Consider the following 20034-nt stretch of genomic DNA (forward strand, 5'->3'; position numbering starts at 1 on the left):
TTTTTCATATTGGGCAATGTTGAGCATATAGAGTTATTAATAGGGATTTTTCAAGTTTTTTGGCTTGTTGTGCAATTTTGATAGATTACTACAGTCAGGAGATTTATTGAAGCTTTCTTGAGGTAAAGATGCAACTAATTCTACTTCTCCTTGGACATTTATTCTCCAACTGTTAGCAGCAATAATTAATTGTCTAATTTGCGGCAAGGTATTAGTTGCTTGATTGCGGCTCTCTGTAGTTGTAAAATCTCGCATATCGGACAAAAAAGTGAGTCCGCGAGCGGTTGTTGCTGGATCTGCGGGTAAACCACCTGTGCCGGTGATGGTAAAAGAATTACCCTCAGTTGCAGCACAACTAGCAACTATGCGATCGCTTGGATCGGTAGGTTTATCTGCTAACTCTACCAACCCCGAACTCGGATCGATTTCTGGATTGTTAATTGATACAGTTCCCGAAACACCGAAAACTGAACTGGCTGTAATATCACTTCTAGAAGTAGGCTGTGCTTGAAACCCAGTTCCAAACAGGCTGGTAGCCGTAATCTTGACATTACCACCACGACCAAAGAAAGCGTTAGCTGTAATATCGCTATCTTCTGCGGGGACAGTGACGATAAAATTGGTGTCGATGGTAATGTTACCGCCGTCACCACCTGCACCCGCATTTCCCGCAGTGGTGGAAATCTCGCTTTCACGGCGTAACAATAATAAATCTGGTAATCTTAAACTAATATTCCCGCCATTGGTGCTGTCTGTTGCCGCAGAAATAAGCGCTTGATTGTCAAGAATTAATTTATTGGCTTGAATTTCAATATCGCCACCAGTTCCCGTACCTTGGCTATTAACAGAAATGGCTGCACCATCTTTAATCTCTACCAATTCTGGATCGATGAAAATGCTACCGCTATTACCAGTAGAACCCGGAGTAGTATTAGAAAATAGACCTGTATTTGCACCTGAGAGTAAAACTCTATCTTTCGCGATAATTATGATATCGCCTGCTTTTCCCGCACTGGCGGTTAAGGCTTCTAACTGTGCGCCATTGGTAACAAATAAAGATGGGGTAGTAATTTCCAGCTTACCGGCTTCTCCGGTTGCACCTTCTAATGTACCGACAAAAGCACCACTAGGATCAAACGGTTCTCCAGGATTACCATCAAAACTTACTGATTCACTGGCATTAATAAAAATATTACCTGCATTACCAACAGAATTAGTACTAGAACTAATAAAAGCACCATTTTTCACTGTCAGTTGACCAGTTTTAATGGCAATATTGTTAGCATTACCTCGAGAACCGGGTAAGACTTCGCTGAGAATCGCGCTAGGAAGTACCACTGGTTCGGGAAAACCGGGGGGTGAAAATAAAACTGCACCATCAATAATCACGGATTTAGCAGATTCTATCTCGATTTTGCCTGCATTACCAATTCCCTCAGTGCTAGCTCTAATTTGCGCTCCCTGTTGTAGAGATAGGGAGCCAGTTTTAATTTTAATCATGCCGCCATTGCCTTGACCAGTATCCCTGACAACGCTACTAAAACCACTAAAAACTCCATCTAAAGTGCCGGTAAGAGCGATCGCATCTGCCACATTTACGGTAACATTACCTGCATTACCTAAACCTCTAGTTTGCGAGAATACTTGACCTCCATTAGTAGCGACAAAGGTTTTGCTATTAATTTCTACATCCCCTGCATTTCCGCCAACTGCACTTCTTGTTTGAGTGGCGATAACAGAGTTATTTAAAGAAATTGTCTCAGCATTAACAATGACATTCCCAGCATTTCCCGCACGAGTAACGGTAGATAAATTGGCTTGATTTGCTTCTAAGGATTTAGCAGTAATTATTATGTTACCGCCAGTACCTGTGGCACTGCGACGCAAATTACTTTGCACAAAGTTACTCAAAGAAATTAAAGGAGCGTTGAGTGTAACATCGCCACCTTTACCAGCACTAAAAGCAGCCGTTTCAATAAAGGAACTGAATTGAGGTGCTGCTTCTTGAATAATCGCTGATTGACTTTTTAAGGTAATATTTCCGCCTACAGAACCGTAGGAAAAAATTTGCGCCCCAGCAGGCATAAAAATATTACTTTGAGCTAACAATGTAATATTGCCACCAGGGTTATTAAACACAGTATTACTATCCTCGTAAGCAGAAGCACCAAGAACTAGGGGGGTAATAATTTTCCCCTTGGAGTCAATGACTATATCACCGCCGCCAGCATCAGTAAATGTCTGAGCTAGAGATTTAATATTAATATCACCGGATAAATTAGGATTCGGTTGATACTGATTAGTTAAATATATTAATCCTCCTTGATTGATAATTTGATTGATAGTAATATTGGCATTGCTGGGATTACCATCTGTGCTGGTAGGAGGAGAAAAAACAGCACTATCTCCGGTAATTCCTATGGGATTAAAGGCAGTTGTTCCGGCTCTAATATCAACAGTTGGTTTGAGACTACCATTAATGGAGACTTGAGTGACACCATCAGCTAAGGTAACTGTTTCATTAATAAAATTTGTATTATCAGGACTAGTAATATTTAAACTATCGATTGTGACGCTACCACCTGCAAAAATGTGCAGAGAAGCACCTGTATAACTATTAAAACTAACATCGCCACTAGCGCGAATAATCGGATCGTCAGTACTAGCTAAATCTCCACCATTACCATTGATTTGTTCGAGGCGAAAATTTCCACCAGTGGAAAATTTTGCATTTCCCCCAATAGCATTGGCGGAACGCAACAGCATATTATTACCTGCGAAAAAGCCACTATGAGGATGATTTAAGGCGAAAATGTCGATTTTATTGGCTTGGGCGAGTAATTTCTGCCCAGATGAGGCGATAAAAGGCTGATTGACGCTATCTCTAATTTTTAAGGTATCGGTAGCTTGTAAAGTTAAATTATTCCCTGCTTGTAACTGTCCTTGCAAGTCGAGATTTTTACCCGCTAAAGTTAAATCTTGCCCTACAGATAAGTTACCAGAGTTAGTGATGGTACTTTCGGGTGGTAACCAACTATCTAACCCTAAAGGTTGGTTAATGGTGAGTAGGGAAGGTGCTTTTGGGTTTTGCGTACCGAATCTTTCCCCATTGGGAAACAACAAACTTTTGCTGGTACTGGCGAAAAAAGAACCAGATATATCTAAACGCGCATCTTTACCAAAAACAATGCCGTTAGGATTAATTAAGTATAAATTAGCACCACCTAATACGCCCAGGGTTCCGAAAATAGTTGAGGCTTGATTTCCCGTAACTCGTCCGAGAATATTCTCAATCCCTGATGGATTAGCAAAATAGACTCGTTGCTGATTACCGACGTTGAAGTCTTGGAAGCTGTGAAATAAATTACTACCCCGAATTGCACCACCATCAATGCGTTCTATATTACCGCCTGATTGTTGTACATTCGGGGTTATTACTGAGCTTTCTGTGCCTAAACTATTGTCAGGGATAATCTGCGCCCATACACCAGGGGTTAAACTCAGGGTACAGGCGATCGCTCCACTGCTTACCAAAATCTTAATTAATTTGTAGTGCACCATCTTGAGTTAGCTGATTGCTTCACTGAGGACTCTGGTTAAAATATAAAATCGTTGATATTAACCGCAGTGACTCCTGTGAAAGTGATAGTACCACCATTTAAAGAGGTTAGATCTAGCTGGAGATTGTGATTGTTCAGGGAGACGAGGCTATCTTTAAGATTAAGGACGCGATCGCCATTACTATCCAACATACCTTTAACTAGCTTCAGTTCTCTTAGGTCGATTTTATCTTGACCTTTACAAAAATCTGTAATGATGTCGTTACCAAAGTTTACACCAAAGACAAAGTCATCAGCCCCCAATCCCCCGGTTAAAATATCGTTACCTCTACCACCGGTTAAGCTATCTCGACCATTACCCCCATTAATCGAGTCATTGCCATCAAAACCAGATAATATATCATTACCGTTACCGCCGACAATGACATCATTAAACCGACTTCCTGTAATGGTATCTTTGGCGTTATTGCCCTGTAACTGAAAATTTTGAATTGGATTAGTAATATTAACTTGCGACAAATCAATATTAGCTGACTTATTGCCTGATGCTAAAATTACTTGATTGATATTATTACCAATCGTGATGTTTTGAATTGACCAATTTTTCTCAAAATTATAAGTGCTAAGTTGTTGCAATCTGCTTCTAACTATTTTATCCCCATTGGCATCGTTAATCGTCACATTTACGCCAGTGGGATTGGTAAAATTAAATGAGTCTAAAGCCGCTTGCAAATTCCTAAAAGTCCCCACAGCATTACCATTGCGATCGGTGACGACAGCATTTGTATCTGTCACAGCAATATTCACAAAATCGGTAGTACCTGGACTAAATTCGCCTGCGTTAAATTCTATTGTTTCTGTTTGCGTACCGTTGTCAATAGTAAAGCTACCATTATCAAAGCGATCGCGGCTATAAACCCCATCTTCAATAAACTTAAATAGGGCGTCTACTACCGCTTTTTCATCTTCAATATTCGATAAATCTCCATCAGCTTGTAAAGTATCCCAAACTGCTAAATCGGCTAAATATTGCGGATCGTTATTTTTCAGCCAACTTGCAAAAAAACTCGCGCTTCCAGTTTGACCAGGTGGTAAAAATTCCGATTGATTATTGGTAGGATAAGCTTTAGGCGCTGGTTCTACATCAGGATCGGGATTGAAAATATACGATCCAGGAGTACTACTAGGATCGAGTAAATCTTCAATAGAATAAATAGTAAATTGCTGTCCGTTATTTAGCGTTCCAGCTATTTTAAAGCTAGAAACATCTAACCTGGCGTTAGCTGTAATTGAGCCAGGGTTGAGATTCTTACCGTTAAAACCGACAATTTCCGCTTGATTAGTAATATTTAATAAGCCAAAATTAGCCCTTGGTTGATTGGCATTTTTTTGCACGTTGTAATGCAGAAAAAATGTCCCATTAAAAGATGTATTATAATATTCTGGTAGTTCTGAATTAAGATTGCCTGTAAGCGGGTCAATTGTGCCTATTTGACCGGATAAATTAGCAGTTTTAACGTTATCAGTACTAACTTTGGCGTTAACTGTAATAGTTTTGGTTTCCCCAGGCGCTATACTATTAAATAGTACCTCAACTGTTTGGGCATTCCCATCACCGCCACCAGCAGTATCAAGATTCACACCACCATCCAGACTGAGGCTTTGCAATGTTAATCCAATGGGCAAAACCTGGGTCATATCGTCTAAAATTTTCACATTGGTAGCATTAACTGCACCATTATTAGTGACTTGAATTTGAAACGATACATCATCACCAGGAAGGGCTAAAAATTGCTCTGGTTTACCATCATTATTACCATCTACTTCCTTGGTAACTTTAGTAAACTTTTTGCTTAAATCTAACTTAACAACAGGTGCAGTTACACTAGTGTAGTCATCTTCATAGGGGTTGCGATTATTCACAACTGAATCTGGATCGTGTTGATTAGCCGCAATAATTTCTGCTACATTAGTGTAAGCATCGGCGCTAGTTGCATTGACAACTTTACCCGTCAATACTAGGGTTGCACTACGTCCCGATTTGATATTACCAACATCCCAAATTCCGGTTTTGCTATCATAATTCCCCAGACTAGTAGTAGCTTTAACAAAGCTAAAACCAGCAGGTAATAAATCTTGAATTTTTACCCCGGTTGCATTAGCAGGGCCGCTATTATTTAATCTCAATGTAAAAGTAGCTTCACTACCTAATACTAAAGGAGTATTAGAGATAGTTTGTTTTAGAGATAAATCAGCTACTAAAGGTTCGCAGTAGCTTTTGCTGCTATCTTGTAAAGAAGTATTTGAAACGCTCATAGTTTTAGTAGTCATAGAATTATTACATCGGTGAGTAGATGAGAATCGAAAAAAGTCGAGAGTGACAGCGTTCACCCTTGACTAATTAACAAACATTGTTCTGAAAGATTGGAGGTAAAAAGCTTAAACTTGCATAGCTTTAATTAGTCTGTACTAGCAAACCTAGGTTGATTTAGATTGGTAACCTTTGTTTAGTAAGTAGCAAGTATCTGCTTAGTTGAATGTTAATAACAAGGTTTTTTCAATATTGTTTTTAATTTGCAGATCTTCCTTCACAATTTTTGTGAGATTCAACTTAAATCTTTGTCAAAAAAATATACATATCCATGATTTTTGCTAATGGATAAAGTCTAAACTCTTGAGTAGATACAAGGTATTTTGCGAAACTCTGTATTCATAGCAAATAAACAAAATATTACTGTTTTAGTTATTAAAGCATAATGTTATGTGTTTCTAAAAATCTAGATAATATCTTTAAAAAAGCTATCTCAGAGGAGATTTTCTAAATAAATTATTAAGTAGGAGATTTTTGCGTTACAAGTATGTATGCTAAATAGTTTATGTATTAAAACACCTGAAATGCAGATGCAGTAAGGAACAAGTGGAAAATTAATTTGGCTCAACTTACTAATTGGATGATCTTACTTTGAAGAGAGAAAAATCACCCTCTTATTTAAAACTTCATATTTCCGAAAATAGGCTGAGTACCAATTGTATCTAAGCTTATCTGTAGGCAGTATCTGATAAAATTTTACCTGTATAAAATACATTTGCAATTAAATCACGATCGCATTCAGTGCAGTAATTCCAAAAAATAAATTATTTCGCTTCAATTTGTTGAGAGTGGATAGTTGACAGTTAACCAGGACTTACGGAACTGTTATATTATTTTAACTTAGTAGTGCTTAGCACGATTTTGGGGAGCCATTGCATTGAACTTAAGAAATCCTCATAGTCTGGTTCTAAATCGTGCTTACCGCCAACCACTACACAATAAGCATCAGAATATCTCTGCAATATTGGTGGTATTGCAACTATTAAAGTATACATTTCCTTACATATTTGCAATCATCCAACAATGCCAATTAACAACCCATGCAATGCTAAACGGCCGCGTTAGTAATACCAATTTGAAAAAAGAATGCGACAGATTATAGGGGCAAGGTATTGCCTTACCCGCTAGAATATTATTAATGTGTCGATTAACATATTGTTTATCTTTCCCTAGTAACTATTGACTATTGACTGTTAACTATTAGGCTATTCCACAATAACCACTGCTCGCTAACTAATAACTATTTAATCCCCTGATGCTGATAATATTTATGTGCAGCCATAGCCATAGCAAGAAATCCCCAAAGCATCATGCCACCAATACTCAGCATCCCGCTACTAATAACTAATTGTAAACAAAAACTGATACCAATAGCGCGGGCAGCACTAACAAAACTATCAAATCGGCTTTCAGTGTACTTACTAACATTAATAACTAATAAAATTAAACCACCTAAATAAGGTACAGCACCAAACCAGCCCAAAGTGAAGAATATATCTAAAACACCGCTATCAATGACAAATACTTCAATTTGTCCGGTTTTCTCGTTGACTTTCCAAATATTTCCTAAACCATTACCTAAACCATTAGAAAGAGCAATGCTCAGGTTTCTATCGTAACTTCCCGATCTATCTCTAAAGCTAGTATCATTTTCGAGATTAGAAAAACTCTCAAACCGACTAATAACTATTTCAGAAATTGGTTCGATGGTTGTTAATGGTACAACACATATTGCCATTATCAAAATAATAGTAATTAACCGCATTTGAATTTTGGCTTTGACCGAACCTAAAATCAGAACTACTCCTAGCAACCAACCACCCCAATTAGTCCGGGCTTGGGCTAGGATAAATGATAAATAGCCAACAATAGAGGCAGGAAAAATTAAAAATCCAGTTCTAGTAAATAATAATAATAAACCAGCTTGCATAACAGATCCAAAAGGCCCAACTGAGTGCAATGTACTCCATACACGCATCCCAAAAGGTTCTGGATTTCCAGAACTGGTAAACATTTTGGACTCTAGGAGCCAGTATTTATCCCACTCTGGTGCGACGACAAATTGATATACGCCATAAGCGCCCAAAATCAAAACACACCACAGAAATGTCCGCTGGATATGCTGGCGATAGCTCGGATAATCTCGCCAATTAGTAAATAAATGGAAACCAAAAATAATCGGACTGAGCCAATCTAAAAGACCGCGAGCTACAGGAATAGGTGCGTTATAAATTAGTCCTACAAGAAAACCATAAAATACCCCAATAAAACCTAAGAAAAAAGGTAACCCTCCTTGGCGGATGCTGCTAGGAAGATAACGTAAAAAGGTACCTATACATACAAAGACTACTAAATAGGGTGTAATCAGTATCTGACGAGTAGGATCCCAACCTATTCGATAGTCGATTAAACGAGCAACTAAAGGTGTGATAAACCAGATCCACCAAGTAAAGCCGATATAGAGAAGAGGATGACGAAAATAGAGAAATAAACCTACTAATAAAGCTGTTGCGGGAAACACTAGACGCAACATCCCAGCTGCACCAGCAAAATAACAAACTACTGTGAGAAGTACAAAACCCAAGATTACCATCCAAGCTTGTGGTGCTCGTTCTTGGGGAGAGAAATTCTCTTTTAAGACACTATTGAAAAGTAATTGCTGAGAGGCCATTCAATTTTGGATTTTAGATTTTATTTTTGGTTCGTAAAATCTGGAGATACTGGGCGTGAACCACCCTAATTAGATGAATTGTAATTGCTACCAATTCAACATAATTACGAATTACGAATTACGAATTGTCGATGTGTTTGCCATCCTTGCCAACGTCCGCGTAAAGATGCCCACCATTTTTTGCCAGCTAATTGACCTTGACTGGGTAAAAGTCGCAGCCATTGAATTAAGCCTAAACTATCTCTTGTACCAACTAAAATTGCCCATAATAAAAAAACTGCACGACGCAAGGGCGGCAGATTTTCTAATAACACTAATGTTTCATTATGAACTAAATTAATAAAGGCAATTTCGTTAAAATTATGGCGCTGATCTTCATCAAATCTTTGTGCAGGATAGTGATCTACTGCAACTTGTGGATCGTAAATTATTTTCCACCCAGCACGTTTTAAGGCTAGGGTAAATGCCATTTCAAAATGTACTTGTGCCCCTGTTCCGCGCATCCGTTCGTCAAAACGCAATTGAGCGTTGGCGTAGCCCGTCGTAGACATCGCACAGTGACGAAAACTCATGTTCACACCCTTGAGAACATCAACTTCACGGGGTTCTCCCACTCCTAGATGGTGATTACCTATTACCCTACCAAACCATTGCAATTTACCTACTATTTGCCGTGATTCATCTAGCAGTCGGTTTCCTTGATGAACCCAATCACGCCCACCCACACCAGCAATGCGGCTATCTGCAAGAAAATGGGCGTTGATTTTCTCTAACCAATCAGGGTGCGGTGCAGCATCATCATCTGTAATCGAGACAATATCACCTTCCACTGCTGCTAATCCGGCGTTGAGGGCGGCGACAACTCCGGGAACGCTAACTGTGACGGTATGTAGTGGGAGGTTGTGCAGTGGAAATTGGGCGAGGAATTCCCAAGTTTGGCTATCTGTATCACGGACAACCACTATTACCTGATCGACGGGTTTAGTTTGCGCCTGTATGGCTAAGAGACAACGAGACAGATCCAGAGGACGGCGATAAGTGGGGATGAGAACAGTGTTCTTCATTCTGAATTAACTCCTCAAATAGATCCACATAGGTTTGTGCCATCGTATTCCAGCTATATTGTTCAGCAACAGAACGGGCGGATTGCGCCATTTGCTGCATTAAAGGGCGATTCGTAACTAAAGCCAACAAAGCGGCGACTAAAGCCTCAATGTCATCTGAATCGGACAAAACTACCCCGCATTCTGGTGTTACCAATTCTGCACCTCCAGTAGCGGTGGCTGTAATTACAGGTAAACCAGAAGCGAGGGCTTCTAATAATACGAGGGTGCAAGCTTCATACCGGGAAGGAAATACAAATAAATCCACAGCCCGCATAATTGCAGCGATATCACGGCGATAGCCTAAAAAATGTACTCTTTCGCTAATACCCAAAGCTGCTGCTAGTTGGGGAAAGGGGCTACCTTCGGTGCTACCCACCACCGCTAAATGTAAATGAGGAACTTTGGCTAAAGCGTAGAGTACGGTGTCTAGGTTCTTTCTGGTGGTGCGGATATCGCCAGCAAAGAGGGCGAGGGGGACATTGGCTGGTAAACCCCATGTTTGGCGTTCGCTGATACCGGGGGTAAATTCTTCTAAGTCTACGCCGTTAACAATTACCTGAATCCGGGAACGGGGAACGCCAATATTTACTAATTCCTGGGCGACTTTCTCGGAGACAGCGACGACTACTTGCGCATTGCGGAAAGCTTGTTTTTCCCAATGGGCATTTAATGCAGTGTACAGCCATTGGTACAAACCATAAGCATCGCGACGAGTGCGGGAAAGATGTACAGGCGATCGCAACCAAGAACTATGGACAAAATGTACCGCATTCACATCTGCGAATGTATTAGTAATTGCGCCATTGACTTTAATTAAATCAATATCAGCACGATTTTTTTGCAACCAGCCGGCACTTTTTTTCGTAAACAGGAAATTACGCAGAAATTCTGTCGGGAACCGTTGCACGGGAATTTCTATCCATTGCACTTGGCTATTTTCTGCTAATTCTGGTGCGACTTCGCTGGCTAATAATGTGAGGTGATGACCGCGCCGAATTACTTCTTTAGCGACCTCATAATTAACTCTCCCTTGACCATCACCTTTTTTAAATTTGTGGCTAACAATGCAAAGTTTCACACACTACTTCCTTAATCAATTAGTTAATGAGGATACTTCTAATTAATATCCAGGATAAAGATATTTGTATCCATAAATAAACGCCAATAAATACACGAATTTTTTTGATAATTTTTTGAATTTTTCTGTGTTTATTCCTCATCGTCTGGCTTTTGTATTTAGAAATATATATATAGCAATCCTAAATCATTGATGAAATATTATAAGCAGGTTTGTTGACTGTTAACCGTTAACGATCAACAGTTAAAACCGAAATTTTTTGCAACTGAAATAGAATCGCTATAGTAGCAATGCCAACATTTTTATTTTTTTAATTTCCTGTAAAACACAGGACTTTATTACTGATTACATTTATAAAATAAATGTCAGCAATAATGCGGCGAGAGTGCGCAAATTTAATTTTTGCTGTCTCAATGTTTGCCACAGATAAGGACGTGCTGCTTGTTTTTCTTTATTGCGAATTAAACCAATCCCTAAAGTTGTATTAGCCTCTAACCATTTATTCTGAAAGTATGGCTTAAATTCTGCAAGTTTGGGGTCTGACATCAAGATTTGATAACAAAATAATTCGCTTTTAGCTTTACGAATTTTCGCTTGGACATCATGGGAACCACTGAGTATTGTATCTGTTTGCTCATGGATACGATAGCGCGTCAATCTCTCTGGACAATAGTAAGCAGCATAACCAGATATACAGCTCAGGTATGTTAAATATAAATCCCACATTCCGCCAACTTCTGCGGGAATTTTATCCCAATCTACAAGATTAGCGCGAATTACACAAGCAGCAGCGGTGGGTATACTTTTATCTATTAACCCAATTTTAGCAAAAGATTTATAAACTCCTGGAGCTAATTTATGGCGTTTAAAACCCCTTGTATTCTCTTCTGTACTAGCGTAATCAATATTACCTTGGGCATTTATAATATATTGGTCACAAAAAGCAAGAATCAAATCGGGATTAGCTTCTAATGGGGGTATTAGCTTGGCTAAAAAATCTTCATTCCACATATCATCATCATGCAGGCTGGCAACATATTTACCACGCGCCATTTTAAAGCCATGCATTTGATTAGCAATCATACCGATGTTTTGTGGATGTCGCCAAAAGCGAATCCGCGGATCGGCAAAAGATTCAACAATAGGTAGGGGATTTTCTGAACTACAATTATCAGAAATAATAATTTCAATATTTTGATAAGTCTGTTTAACGGCGCTGGCGATCGCGTGCTTGAGATATTGTGGTCGATTGTAGGTGGGAATCACTACACTTACCAGTGGTTCGGATTGTGGTTCGGATAATTGATTATCTATCAACATAAATTTCTCTGGTTATTTCTTGCATGAAATTCAGCGATAGTTTGGGCATAAATTGCTGCTAACCGCTGAAAATGAATATCGATGGTAAATTCTTCCTGATACCAAGCTTGGCCTTGTTCGCCAATTAATCTGGCTTGACGATAATTGCTAGCTAATTCGTTAATCGCCGCAGCCAACTGAGAAATATTATTAGGTGAAATGAGAATTCCTGTTTTCCCATTTTGTATATATTCGGGAATTCCGCCGACAGCACTAGCAATTACAGGTCGATAGCGTGCATAAGCTTCTAAAGTGACAAGACCGGCTGGTTCCGGCCACAAACTCGGAAAAATGACAGCCAAGCATTGTTGATAAAGAATTTCTAATTGCTCTGGGTTACACCAACCATGCCATGTAATGCGATCGCTTAACCCTAAATCTTGGGCTAATTGTTCCATTCGCGACTTACTCCAACCATCACCGGCAATATCTAAATGGATGTGTCGCTCAGTTTTGGTTAAGGCTTTGAGTAGCCACTCTAAACCTTTATCGGGAACAATGCGACCAACAAATAAAATGCGTTGATGTTGATGGATTGTCCGCTTGAGGGGTTCTGTGGGCACATTAGGCGATCGCACTCCACAGTGGAGGGTAATTATCCGCTCAGGTGCTACCCCTACGCGAATAATTTGTTGACGCACATATTCGCTATTGGCGATTACGGGAATTTTCAGTTTTTTCAGGTTAGTTAAAGGATTGTAAGCATTCCACCAATCACCAATAATTTTGTGCGGTCTGCGGCTACCACAACCATCTACCATATGACCCCACAAGCATCCTAGAGGATCGAGGGAGCGATCGCAGATTTTGCCTCGGTCTGCTAAATATTTGGTACCGCTAGGACAGTAGGTGCAGTGATTGTGGAGCGTAAATATTGTGGGACATTCTTCACGGACATCGACTAACAATTCCGGATCGTGGATGTGCAGCAACTCAAACTGAGTTTGATCCTCGGTTTTGATATCCTTGATAATGCGATCACTAACTCCAGGAATTTGCGATAGTGCTAAAGAAGCTACATAAGTTTCAACTCCTCCGCCTCCTTTCATATTCGTGTTAGTACAGTGATAAATCATTTTGGTACTAGTTACAATTTTGCTCATTTTATACACCGACATTTAACCAAAATTTGTGCCTGACATCGTTCACATAATGCCTTAAGGCAATCTGACAAGAAGCGTAACGGTCAGGATACATAAATTGGTCATCAACATTGATAATGTATTTATCTCCTGAGAGTGGTTTAGCATCAGCATTATGCATAGCTAAATGCACTACAGTTTGGTCTGTAAAAAAGATAGGTGAATTAACAAATTCAACCACTCTTTCTAGGGGTTTGTACCAATCTAGCTGCTGTTTTAAGATGAAGAAACCGGCGTTAACAGGATTGAGACGCTCGTGGCTTTCTATTAAAATGCGCTCGTCTAAAGAAGGTTTACAATCTGGCAAATACCAAGGTGATTTCTCTGGAGAATTGCATAAATTAATTAAGTCTGTAGCCCCAGGAAAAAACAAAATATCCGCATCTGTGTAAATTGTCGGTTGGTCAATATTTAATGACATTAAAGCTGCCAATCTTTTCCACATTGCCCTTGTCGCTTGGTGGGGATGATTGAGGGCATAGTCAAAAATATAATCGGGAATTTGCCGATCTGCTAGGTCTTGCCAATCGACCACATTTACACAACTATGAATTTGCGACAATAATTTACGCGAGTTAACTGTATAACTACCATCAGAGATGACGGTAAATTTATTGGGTAGGCCAACATGACGAATAAAAGAGCGAATACTTGCTACCTGTACAGCTAAATCCCGTTCGCAAGAAAAGGAATAAACATTGATATTAACTTGACGAAATTGTTTAATAGGAATGTTAATAATTTTATCAACAATTTGACTATAAAGATTGCTGATAACTTTTCCTTGAATCTTACTAGAATGATAGCCGATATTTACCATTATATTTACCTCATAAAATCTAGGTAAGTTAATTTTATTTACAGAGGTATTCATCATCGTCTGGAAATTCTGCTGAACCAGACGATGAAATCAATAAAAAGAAAACTTTATCCTGGTTTACCCATTTCGTACTGAGATTTGTGATATTCCCAAAGTTTGCCTTTTAACTCTAGGAGTTCTTGATATTTACCTTGTTCAACAATGCGTCCTTGTTCGAGAACGACAACTTTATCGGCGTTGGCGATGGTTGAAAGACGGTGAGCGATCGCAATTACTGTCCGTCCAGTAGATAGCTTTTCTAAAGATTCCTGAATCAACCGTTCACTGACAGAATCTAACGCACTGGTAGCTTCATCCAAAATCAGAATTTCTGGATTGCGTAATAAAGCACGGGCGATCGCAATTCTTTGGCGTTGTCCCCCAGATAATCTGACACCCCTATCACCTAATTGGGTATCAAAACCTTCAGGCATTTCTAAAATAAATTCCAGTGCATTCGCTTGTCTAGCAGCTTCTTTGATAGCCCCTTGACTAGCAGTTGGCGTACCGTAAGCAATATTATTCCAGACAGAAGTGTTAAAAATAAACGTATCCTGACTGACAACAGCTATCTTGCGACGTAGGGAATTAATTTCAAACTTCCGCACATCAACTTCATCAATATATATATATCCCTCAGTAGCATCATGGAATCGGGGAATTAAATCAGCCAATGTGGTTTTACCTGCCCCCGATCCGCCAACTAAGGCAGTCATTTTTCCTTTTTCAATCGTCAAGGTAATATTATTGAGGACTAAATTCTCACTATCATAAGCAAAATCTACTCCCACCAAATCAATAGACCTTTTTAAGCCGGGGAACACAAGCTTACCGTTTTCAAAGTAAGTTTTATCCTCAGTTTTCAGCAGGTTCTTAATATTATCTGCCGAACCATGCATCGTGCTGAGAAATGCTCTCGTTCCATTCATATCTTGGACAAAGGGCACTAGGCGAAATAAAACAAAGAAAAAGGTCAGCAGCGAAGCAACTTGTAGGGTACCATTAGCTACAAAAAACGTAAATGCTAAAATAATCATGCCAATTAAAACCGTCGTGGCTACGCCTTCGGCAATTGGCTTCACCATTGTCCAGGTGTAGATAACTTTTGTCGAACTACTGACGACGCGATCGCTAGCTTTGTAGTAACGCTGACGCTCAAATTCCTGAGTAGAAAATGCGTTGACAGTGCGAATTCCATTAATAAATTCTATTGCTGTAGAGGTAAAATCTCCATTAGCCACTGACATGCCAAAACTACTTTCTCTGACTCTGGCATTGAGATTGGATAATCCCACACCCAAAAGAGTAAATAACAAGATAGAAATTATTGCCAGTTGCCAAGAAAGCAAAAACATTGAGATTAAATAGACAAGAGTGGTAATGATTCTGGTAAACAGAAAAGCTACGCCACTAAAACCCTGTCTAATCCTTTCGATTTCTGTAGTAATGGTGTTGATCAGTTCGCCAGAACGAATTTGCCCATAAAAGCTTAATGGTAGAGCTTGCAACTGTTCAAAAATCTGCTTACGTAAGCGATCGCCAAGATACAGTTGGGTTAATTCTGTATAGACTTGACCAAAATAATTGAAAGTTGCCCGCATCCAGGTAGTTAATAAAATCAGCAAACAGATACGATATAAACGACTAGTTGCTGATTGATTAATTCCCAAAATTGCTATATCAAACCATTCTATCCCTGTACGTACTGGTTGGGCATTGGGAGTAGTAAGACTCTGCAAAAAAGAAAGTAAAAAGCCAATGCTGACCCCTTCAAATGTCGCTGCCAAAAAAGAAAATATCACTGCCAGCACAGCAATTTTGCGAAAATGTTTAAATTCTCGTAATATTAAATAATTTTCTTGCCAAAAGTTGGTAGCTTTAAATAAGTCTCTCAGTGCTGGTTTAATCTTTAAATACATGGATATTGGTTACGAATAGTTGAGCTAGGCATACAGGCAGTTAGGGAGTTTTACGATAGTAATGCGGAGTAACCAAAAATCTAACATCCGCTAACTGCACTGAATGTGGAGAGTCTTGATTTGCAGAAATTCCCAATAATTGAAATGCAAATTTATTTTATGGAATTCATCTGCGATCGCTTCTCATCAGCAACAAATTACAGAAAGTCGGCGCTCAATTGCCCACTTCTTCAAGGGATGGGATGAATCGCCCGCCGACTTGGGGCATTGGGCATTGAGAAAAACCACCAATGACAAATGCCTACGAAATCCCATTCCTTTTAGGGATGGGATGAAAGACACCCCGACACCGTCAACCGTCAACGGTCAACGTTAAATCCCATCCAGATGTAATTGCTGGTACTGGATTTAGTTCGGTTTGTGCTTCTGAACTGAGGCTTACTGCATCCTCTAAAGTCCAACAACGAGAGCCAATTAAACCGCGATCGCCTTGCAATACATTAAATAGCTGTGGCAAATTGTGCAGATTATATTGACGCATCCAACGCCCCAAACGTGTCAGGCTTTGCTGCTCGGTGGTACGAAAATTCAAAGCACGAAACAGTTTACCACCCTCTCCCACCTGCCACTCAGAGGCGAAAATAGACCCCGGTGAGTAAACCTGCATCAGTAAAACCAGTGCTAATATCGCTGGAGTTGCTAATAATAGCAATACTAAAGCCACAATCCAATCAATTAGACGCTGGAACTGCTTTTTCCAAGATTTACCTTTACCTTGTTTGAGTCGGTGATTACCAGAGGATAGGCGCAGGTAGATTGGCTTATTAGCTTGTTCGCAAGCTTCTGCCCATAAAGACAGCCAAGCTTCACCCAGGCGAGAATCTATACTTACCAATTTCACTGGTGAATGTTTTAAACAATCTACTAACAACTGTTCGTTATATAAAGAAGGCAGATATGGCTGTTTTCCATGTTTAGGAGACTTCACCCACAGCTGACCTCGTCGCCACAATAGCGTGCAATATGGAGACTGGAGGTTTTGCTGTGGCTCAGTTTCGCTGTAGAGATTTGGGAGAGTGGGAATTATTGAAGTAGTCATAGGTCTAAAGAGGTGTAGAGTAGTAGATTCTTGACCCGTTATCAAAGACTATCTTTGCCAACAGCGTTAATCTGAGGTGACCAACTCAAGAAGCGATCGCTTACTCATCAAAGATTAGTAGCTACACACAAATAGATATCACTAGCGAGTTTAGAAGTAATGGTAATAAAATAACTGTAGAAAAAATTACCCTATTTCCTATTTATTGATACTCACCAGGTTATTGTTGCGATCGAGCGTTCAAAATCAGTTTACGCTTGAGTTTTGGCTATTTAAACTTGCTTTGATCTCTAGAATATAAGACATTTAATAAATAAATCTTAACCAGAGAAAAACTTTATTTAGTCTTTAAAAAATCTTATTTTTTCCCGACAATTATAAAGCTTCCGTGAACTTGACGATTCCACCCTCGTACTAAGGGCGCAAAATCTCACTCATCAAAAATGCAGATAATCAAATAAAGCCCACGGGGGTGGGCTTCTTACTGTTAGCCCCAGGCTTCTGGTTCCTGCGGGCGATATATTCAGGTATGCAAAACCGTTAACAGTCAACCGTTAACAGTCAACCGTCAACGACTTAAAACAGAATAATGTATGTTTTAAAGTTCCCCAATTCCCTTATTTTTCCACAACTTGTTGCAATGCCAATCGTTGTGGCTTGTTATAGGGTACATAGGTGCTTTGAGAACTAGAAGCACCATTGGCGACAACCCCAATCAAATTTAACTTGCTCAACATTGCTGTCGCTTGAGCCATTTGAGAGCGAGTTACTCTACCAATACTGGCTACCATTACCACACTGCGACAAGATGAGGCTGTGAGCATTGCATCCACCAAACCCAGAACCGGAGAAGCGTCTACAAGTATCAAATCGTAATTCTCCTCAAAGGCCGCCATTAATTGTGTCATCCGAGGAGAACTCAAGAGATTAGCTGCATCAGCTGGTATGGGCCCAGCGGTCAAAATATCAATGTAAGATGAACCTGAGTATTGAATACTCATTTGGTTTGGAAGCGCAGTTTCACTCGTGAGGAGGGTGGAAAGTCCTTGATCGTTGGGGAGATTGAGCTGATGATGCAGACTAGGTTCGCGTAAGTTGGCATCAATTAAGAGGACTTTTTTGTGTAAGCGCGCAGCACTCATAGCCAAACCTAAAGCCAAAGCTGACTTACCCTCATCAGCTAAAGCCGAAGTGATCATCAAAGATTTCAAATTCGTAACGGTATTGAGCAACTCAATATTTTTATAAATTAAATCGAGGGATTCCCAACTAGGAGGGGATTGGAGTACTTGAACTGTCCAGGGTGCGAGAACTTCAGGCTTACCAAAAGGTAACTTAATCATTGAATCTCGCGGTTGTGTAGACGGTAATTTGGGAGTAACGCCTAATACAGGAAGCGCAACATGCTTCTCTAATTCCGCAGTTGTATGCACCGCATCATCAGATGCTTCTCGGACAAAAGCCGCAATCCCGCCCAACATTAACCCAACCACTGCACCTAACAACAAGTTCTGTTGAAGATTGGGGCCCATCATCATACCTTTTTGTGGTTCTTCCACAACTTCCCAGTTAAATCCACCTTTGGAAAGTTCTTGTCGCAACTGTTGTTCTGCTCTTAACAGTTGTTCCAAGCGTTCGCGGCTAAATTGTAACTGCGGTAGTATGCGATTGTAATAAGCCAACAGAGGCGGAAAGCGTTTGAGTTGAAGACGCAAATCGTTCTCTTTTTGAGCCAAAGTTTGATCGCGTGCAGCTAATGCAACTATAGTTGTCTGGGTTTCTACTAACTGACCCGCAAGATTCAGGTCAATTTGTCCGAGTTGTCCTTGTTCTAGAAGATCCTGTCCCGCAACAGCACCGGCTGGTGTTCCCCCTAAAGTTCTGCTGACTTCTTGTTGTAATAATTCCTTCTGTCCTTCCAGTTGTTCTTTCAACTTTTGCACGCTAGGAGTCTCATCAGTGAAGCGTAAACGTTCTTGTGATAGAGCCAACTCGGTTTTTTGAATTTCGTTCAGTAAACCTTGATAGCGAGTAGATTGGCTCAAACGCGAAGAAACCAGCGCATTTTGCGGAGAACGATTAAGTTGTTCTTGCAAAGATTGTTGACGAGCAACAGCTTCTTGATATAAAGAACGAGTAGCGCGTCGTTCTTCTTGCAATTTATTTAAATTATCTTCTAGTGCTTTTGCTTGTGTTTCTGGATCGATTAAATTCTGAGTTCTGCGAAATCTTTGCAGGTTGGTTTCTGAAGCATTTACCTCATCACTGGCTTTTTTTAACTGGTCGCGGATAACTTGCAGACCTTTTTGTAAGCGTGTAGACTGCTGCTGCTTGTTATATTCCACATATACTTGGCGAATAGCAGCCAGAACTTTTTGAGTTTTGTTTGGATCGTTAGAAGTATATTCGACTTGGAAAATTTTGGTTAAAACATTATCTTCTTTGGTTTTGATTTGATTTAAAACCAAAGAAGCTTTAATTTCAGCTACAGTGATATCTGGATAATCTTTTTCCAGGAGATCGACGGCTTTTTGAATTAATCCCGAACTCTGCATCAAGTTAAGCTGAGTTGCTGTATCTATTTCAATGTTGATGTCAGTAAATTGGTTTTCTGCTGTGGCTTTTTCTGGTTTAACTTGATAGTTAGGTTCGACCAACAACTGCATCGAACTTTTATAGGTGGGCTTAGTTTTAGTAGTAATAAAACCTGCCAAAGTGATTGAAGTCAAAAATACAAGTATAAACCAAGGAAATCGGCGCACAAGTACGGCAAACATTTGCCCATAACCAACTTCATTGTCGGAATTTGCATGAGAAATTGAATTGGGGCTGGAATTAATACTGGGATTGAGACTAGCTTGAACCACGTT

The 20034-nt window shown here is 39.8% G+C and carries 12 protein-coding genes; 1 reads left to right on the forward strand and 11 read right to left on the reverse strand.

Translation table 11 applies throughout. The annotated features are described in order from the left end of the window. Positions 1-36: 36 nt before the first annotated feature. From H6G41_RS00215 to hepA, 9 genes are all read right to left on the reverse strand, one after another. Complete coding sequence (locus H6G41_RS00215) at positions 37-3561, reverse strand: filamentous hemagglutinin N-terminal domain-containing protein (protein WP_190742507.1); 3525 nt, start codon at positions 3559-3561, stop codon at positions 37-39. A 35-nt stretch (positions 3562-3596) separates the two neighbouring features. Further along, positions 3597-5891 carry a DUF11 domain-containing protein gene (locus H6G41_RS00220; protein WP_190742508.1) on the reverse strand — a complete coding sequence of 765 codons (2295 nt, stop codon included), beginning with the start codon at positions 5889-5891 and terminating at the stop codon, positions 3597-3599. A gap of 1280 nt (positions 5892-7171) precedes the next feature. Beyond that, entirely contained in the window at positions 7172-8602 is a 1431-nt protein-coding gene (locus tag H6G41_RS00225) for an O-antigen ligase domain-containing protein (RefSeq protein ID WP_190742509.1), read from the reverse strand. Positions 8603-8706: 104 nt separating this feature from the next. Continuing rightward, positions 8707-9666, reverse strand: a complete 960-nt coding sequence (locus H6G41_RS00230) for a glycosyltransferase family 2 protein (RefSeq protein WP_190742511.1) — start codon at positions 9664-9666, stop codon at positions 8707-8709. Continuing rightward, a complete protein-coding gene (locus tag H6G41_RS00235; RefSeq protein ID WP_190742512.1) occupies positions 9584-10786 on the reverse strand; it encodes a glycosyltransferase family 4 protein in 1203 nt (400 codons plus the stop codon). Before H6G41_RS00235 ends, H6G41_RS00230 begins: the two co-directional genes overlap by 83 nt. 351 nt (positions 10787-11137) lie before the next feature. Further along, entirely contained in the window at positions 11138-12106 is a 969-nt protein-coding gene (locus H6G41_RS00240) for a glycosyltransferase family 2 protein (protein ID WP_190742513.1), read from the reverse strand. After that, entirely contained in the window at positions 12100-13248 is a 1149-nt protein-coding gene (locus H6G41_RS00245; RefSeq protein ID WP_190742514.1) for a glycosyltransferase family 4 protein, read from the reverse strand. Before H6G41_RS00245 ends, H6G41_RS00240 begins: the two co-directional genes overlap by 7 nt. Position 13249: 1 nt before the next feature. Next, positions 13250-14107 (reverse strand): hypothetical protein, encoded by an 858-nt coding sequence (locus H6G41_RS00250; protein WP_190742516.1) that lies wholly within the window; start codon positions 14105-14107, stop codon positions 13250-13252. Positions 14108-14214: 107 nt separating this feature from the next. Further along, on the reverse strand, positions 14215-16065 hold the full coding sequence (hepA, locus tag H6G41_RS00255; RefSeq protein ID WP_190742518.1) for a heterocyst formation ABC transporter subunit HepA: 1851 nt from the start codon (positions 16063-16065) through the stop codon (positions 14215-14217). Positions 16066-16204: 139 nt separating this feature from the next. Between hepA and H6G41_RS00260 the strand changes: the two genes are divergently transcribed. Then, positions 16205-16441, forward strand: coding sequence for a hypothetical protein (locus H6G41_RS00260; RefSeq protein ID WP_190742521.1), 237 nt, complete (start codon positions 16205-16207; stop codon positions 16439-16441). Here H6G41_RS00260 and hepC read toward each other — a convergent pair. Next, a complete protein-coding gene (gene hepC / locus H6G41_RS00265) occupies positions 16418-17164 on the reverse strand; it encodes a heterocyst development glycosyltransferase HepC (RefSeq protein ID WP_190742523.1) in 747 nt (248 codons plus the stop codon). The genes H6G41_RS00260 and hepC overlap by 24 nt on opposite strands. Positions 17165-17781: 617 nt before the next feature. Beyond that, positions 17782-20031 (reverse strand): polysaccharide biosynthesis tyrosine autokinase, encoded by a 2250-nt coding sequence (locus tag H6G41_RS00270; protein ID WP_190742525.1) that lies wholly within the window; start codon positions 20029-20031, stop codon positions 17782-17784. Between the last annotated feature and the right edge of the window lie 3 nt (positions 20032-20034).

The sequence above is a fragment of the Tolypothrix sp. FACHB-123 genome (genome assembly GCF_014697075.1).
Lineage (GTDB): Bacteria > Cyanobacteriota > Cyanobacteriia > Cyanobacteriales > Nostocaceae > Aulosira.

What these genes read in the sequence shown, in the direction of transcription:
- H6G41_RS00220 (WP_190742508.1), bottom strand. Translation starts at nt 5,891, where the DNA reads ATGACTACTAAAACTATGAGCGTTTCAAATACTTCTTTACAAGATAGC.
- hepC (WP_190742523.1), bottom strand. Translation starts at nt 17,164, where the DNA reads ATGACTACTTCAATAATTCCCACTCTCCCAAATCTCTACAGCGAAACT.
- H6G41_RS00215 (WP_190742507.1), bottom strand. Translation starts at nt 3,561, where the DNA reads ATGGTGCACTACAAATTAATTAAGATTTTGGTAAGCAGTGGAGCGATC.
- H6G41_RS00250 (WP_190742516.1), bottom strand. Translation starts at nt 14,107, where the DNA reads ATGGTAAATATCGGCTATCATTCTAGTAAGATTCAAGGAAAAGTTATC.
- hepA (WP_190742518.1), bottom strand. Translation starts at nt 16,065, where the DNA reads ATGTATTTAAAGATTAAACCAGCACTGAGAGACTTATTTAAAGCTACC.
- H6G41_RS00225 (WP_190742509.1), bottom strand. Translation starts at nt 8,602, where the DNA reads ATGGCCTCTCAGCAATTACTTTTCAATAGTGTCTTAAAAGAGAATTTC.
- H6G41_RS00230 (WP_190742511.1), bottom strand. Translation starts at nt 9,666, where the DNA reads ATGAAGAACACTGTTCTCATCCCCACTTATCGCCGTCCTCTGGATCTG.
- H6G41_RS00240 (WP_190742513.1), bottom strand. Translation starts at nt 12,106, where the DNA reads ATGTTGATAGATAATCAATTATCCGAACCACAATCCGAACCACTGGTA.
- H6G41_RS00245 (WP_190742514.1), bottom strand. Translation starts at nt 13,248, where the DNA reads ATGAGCAAAATTGTAACTAGTACCAAAATGATTTATCACTGTACTAAC.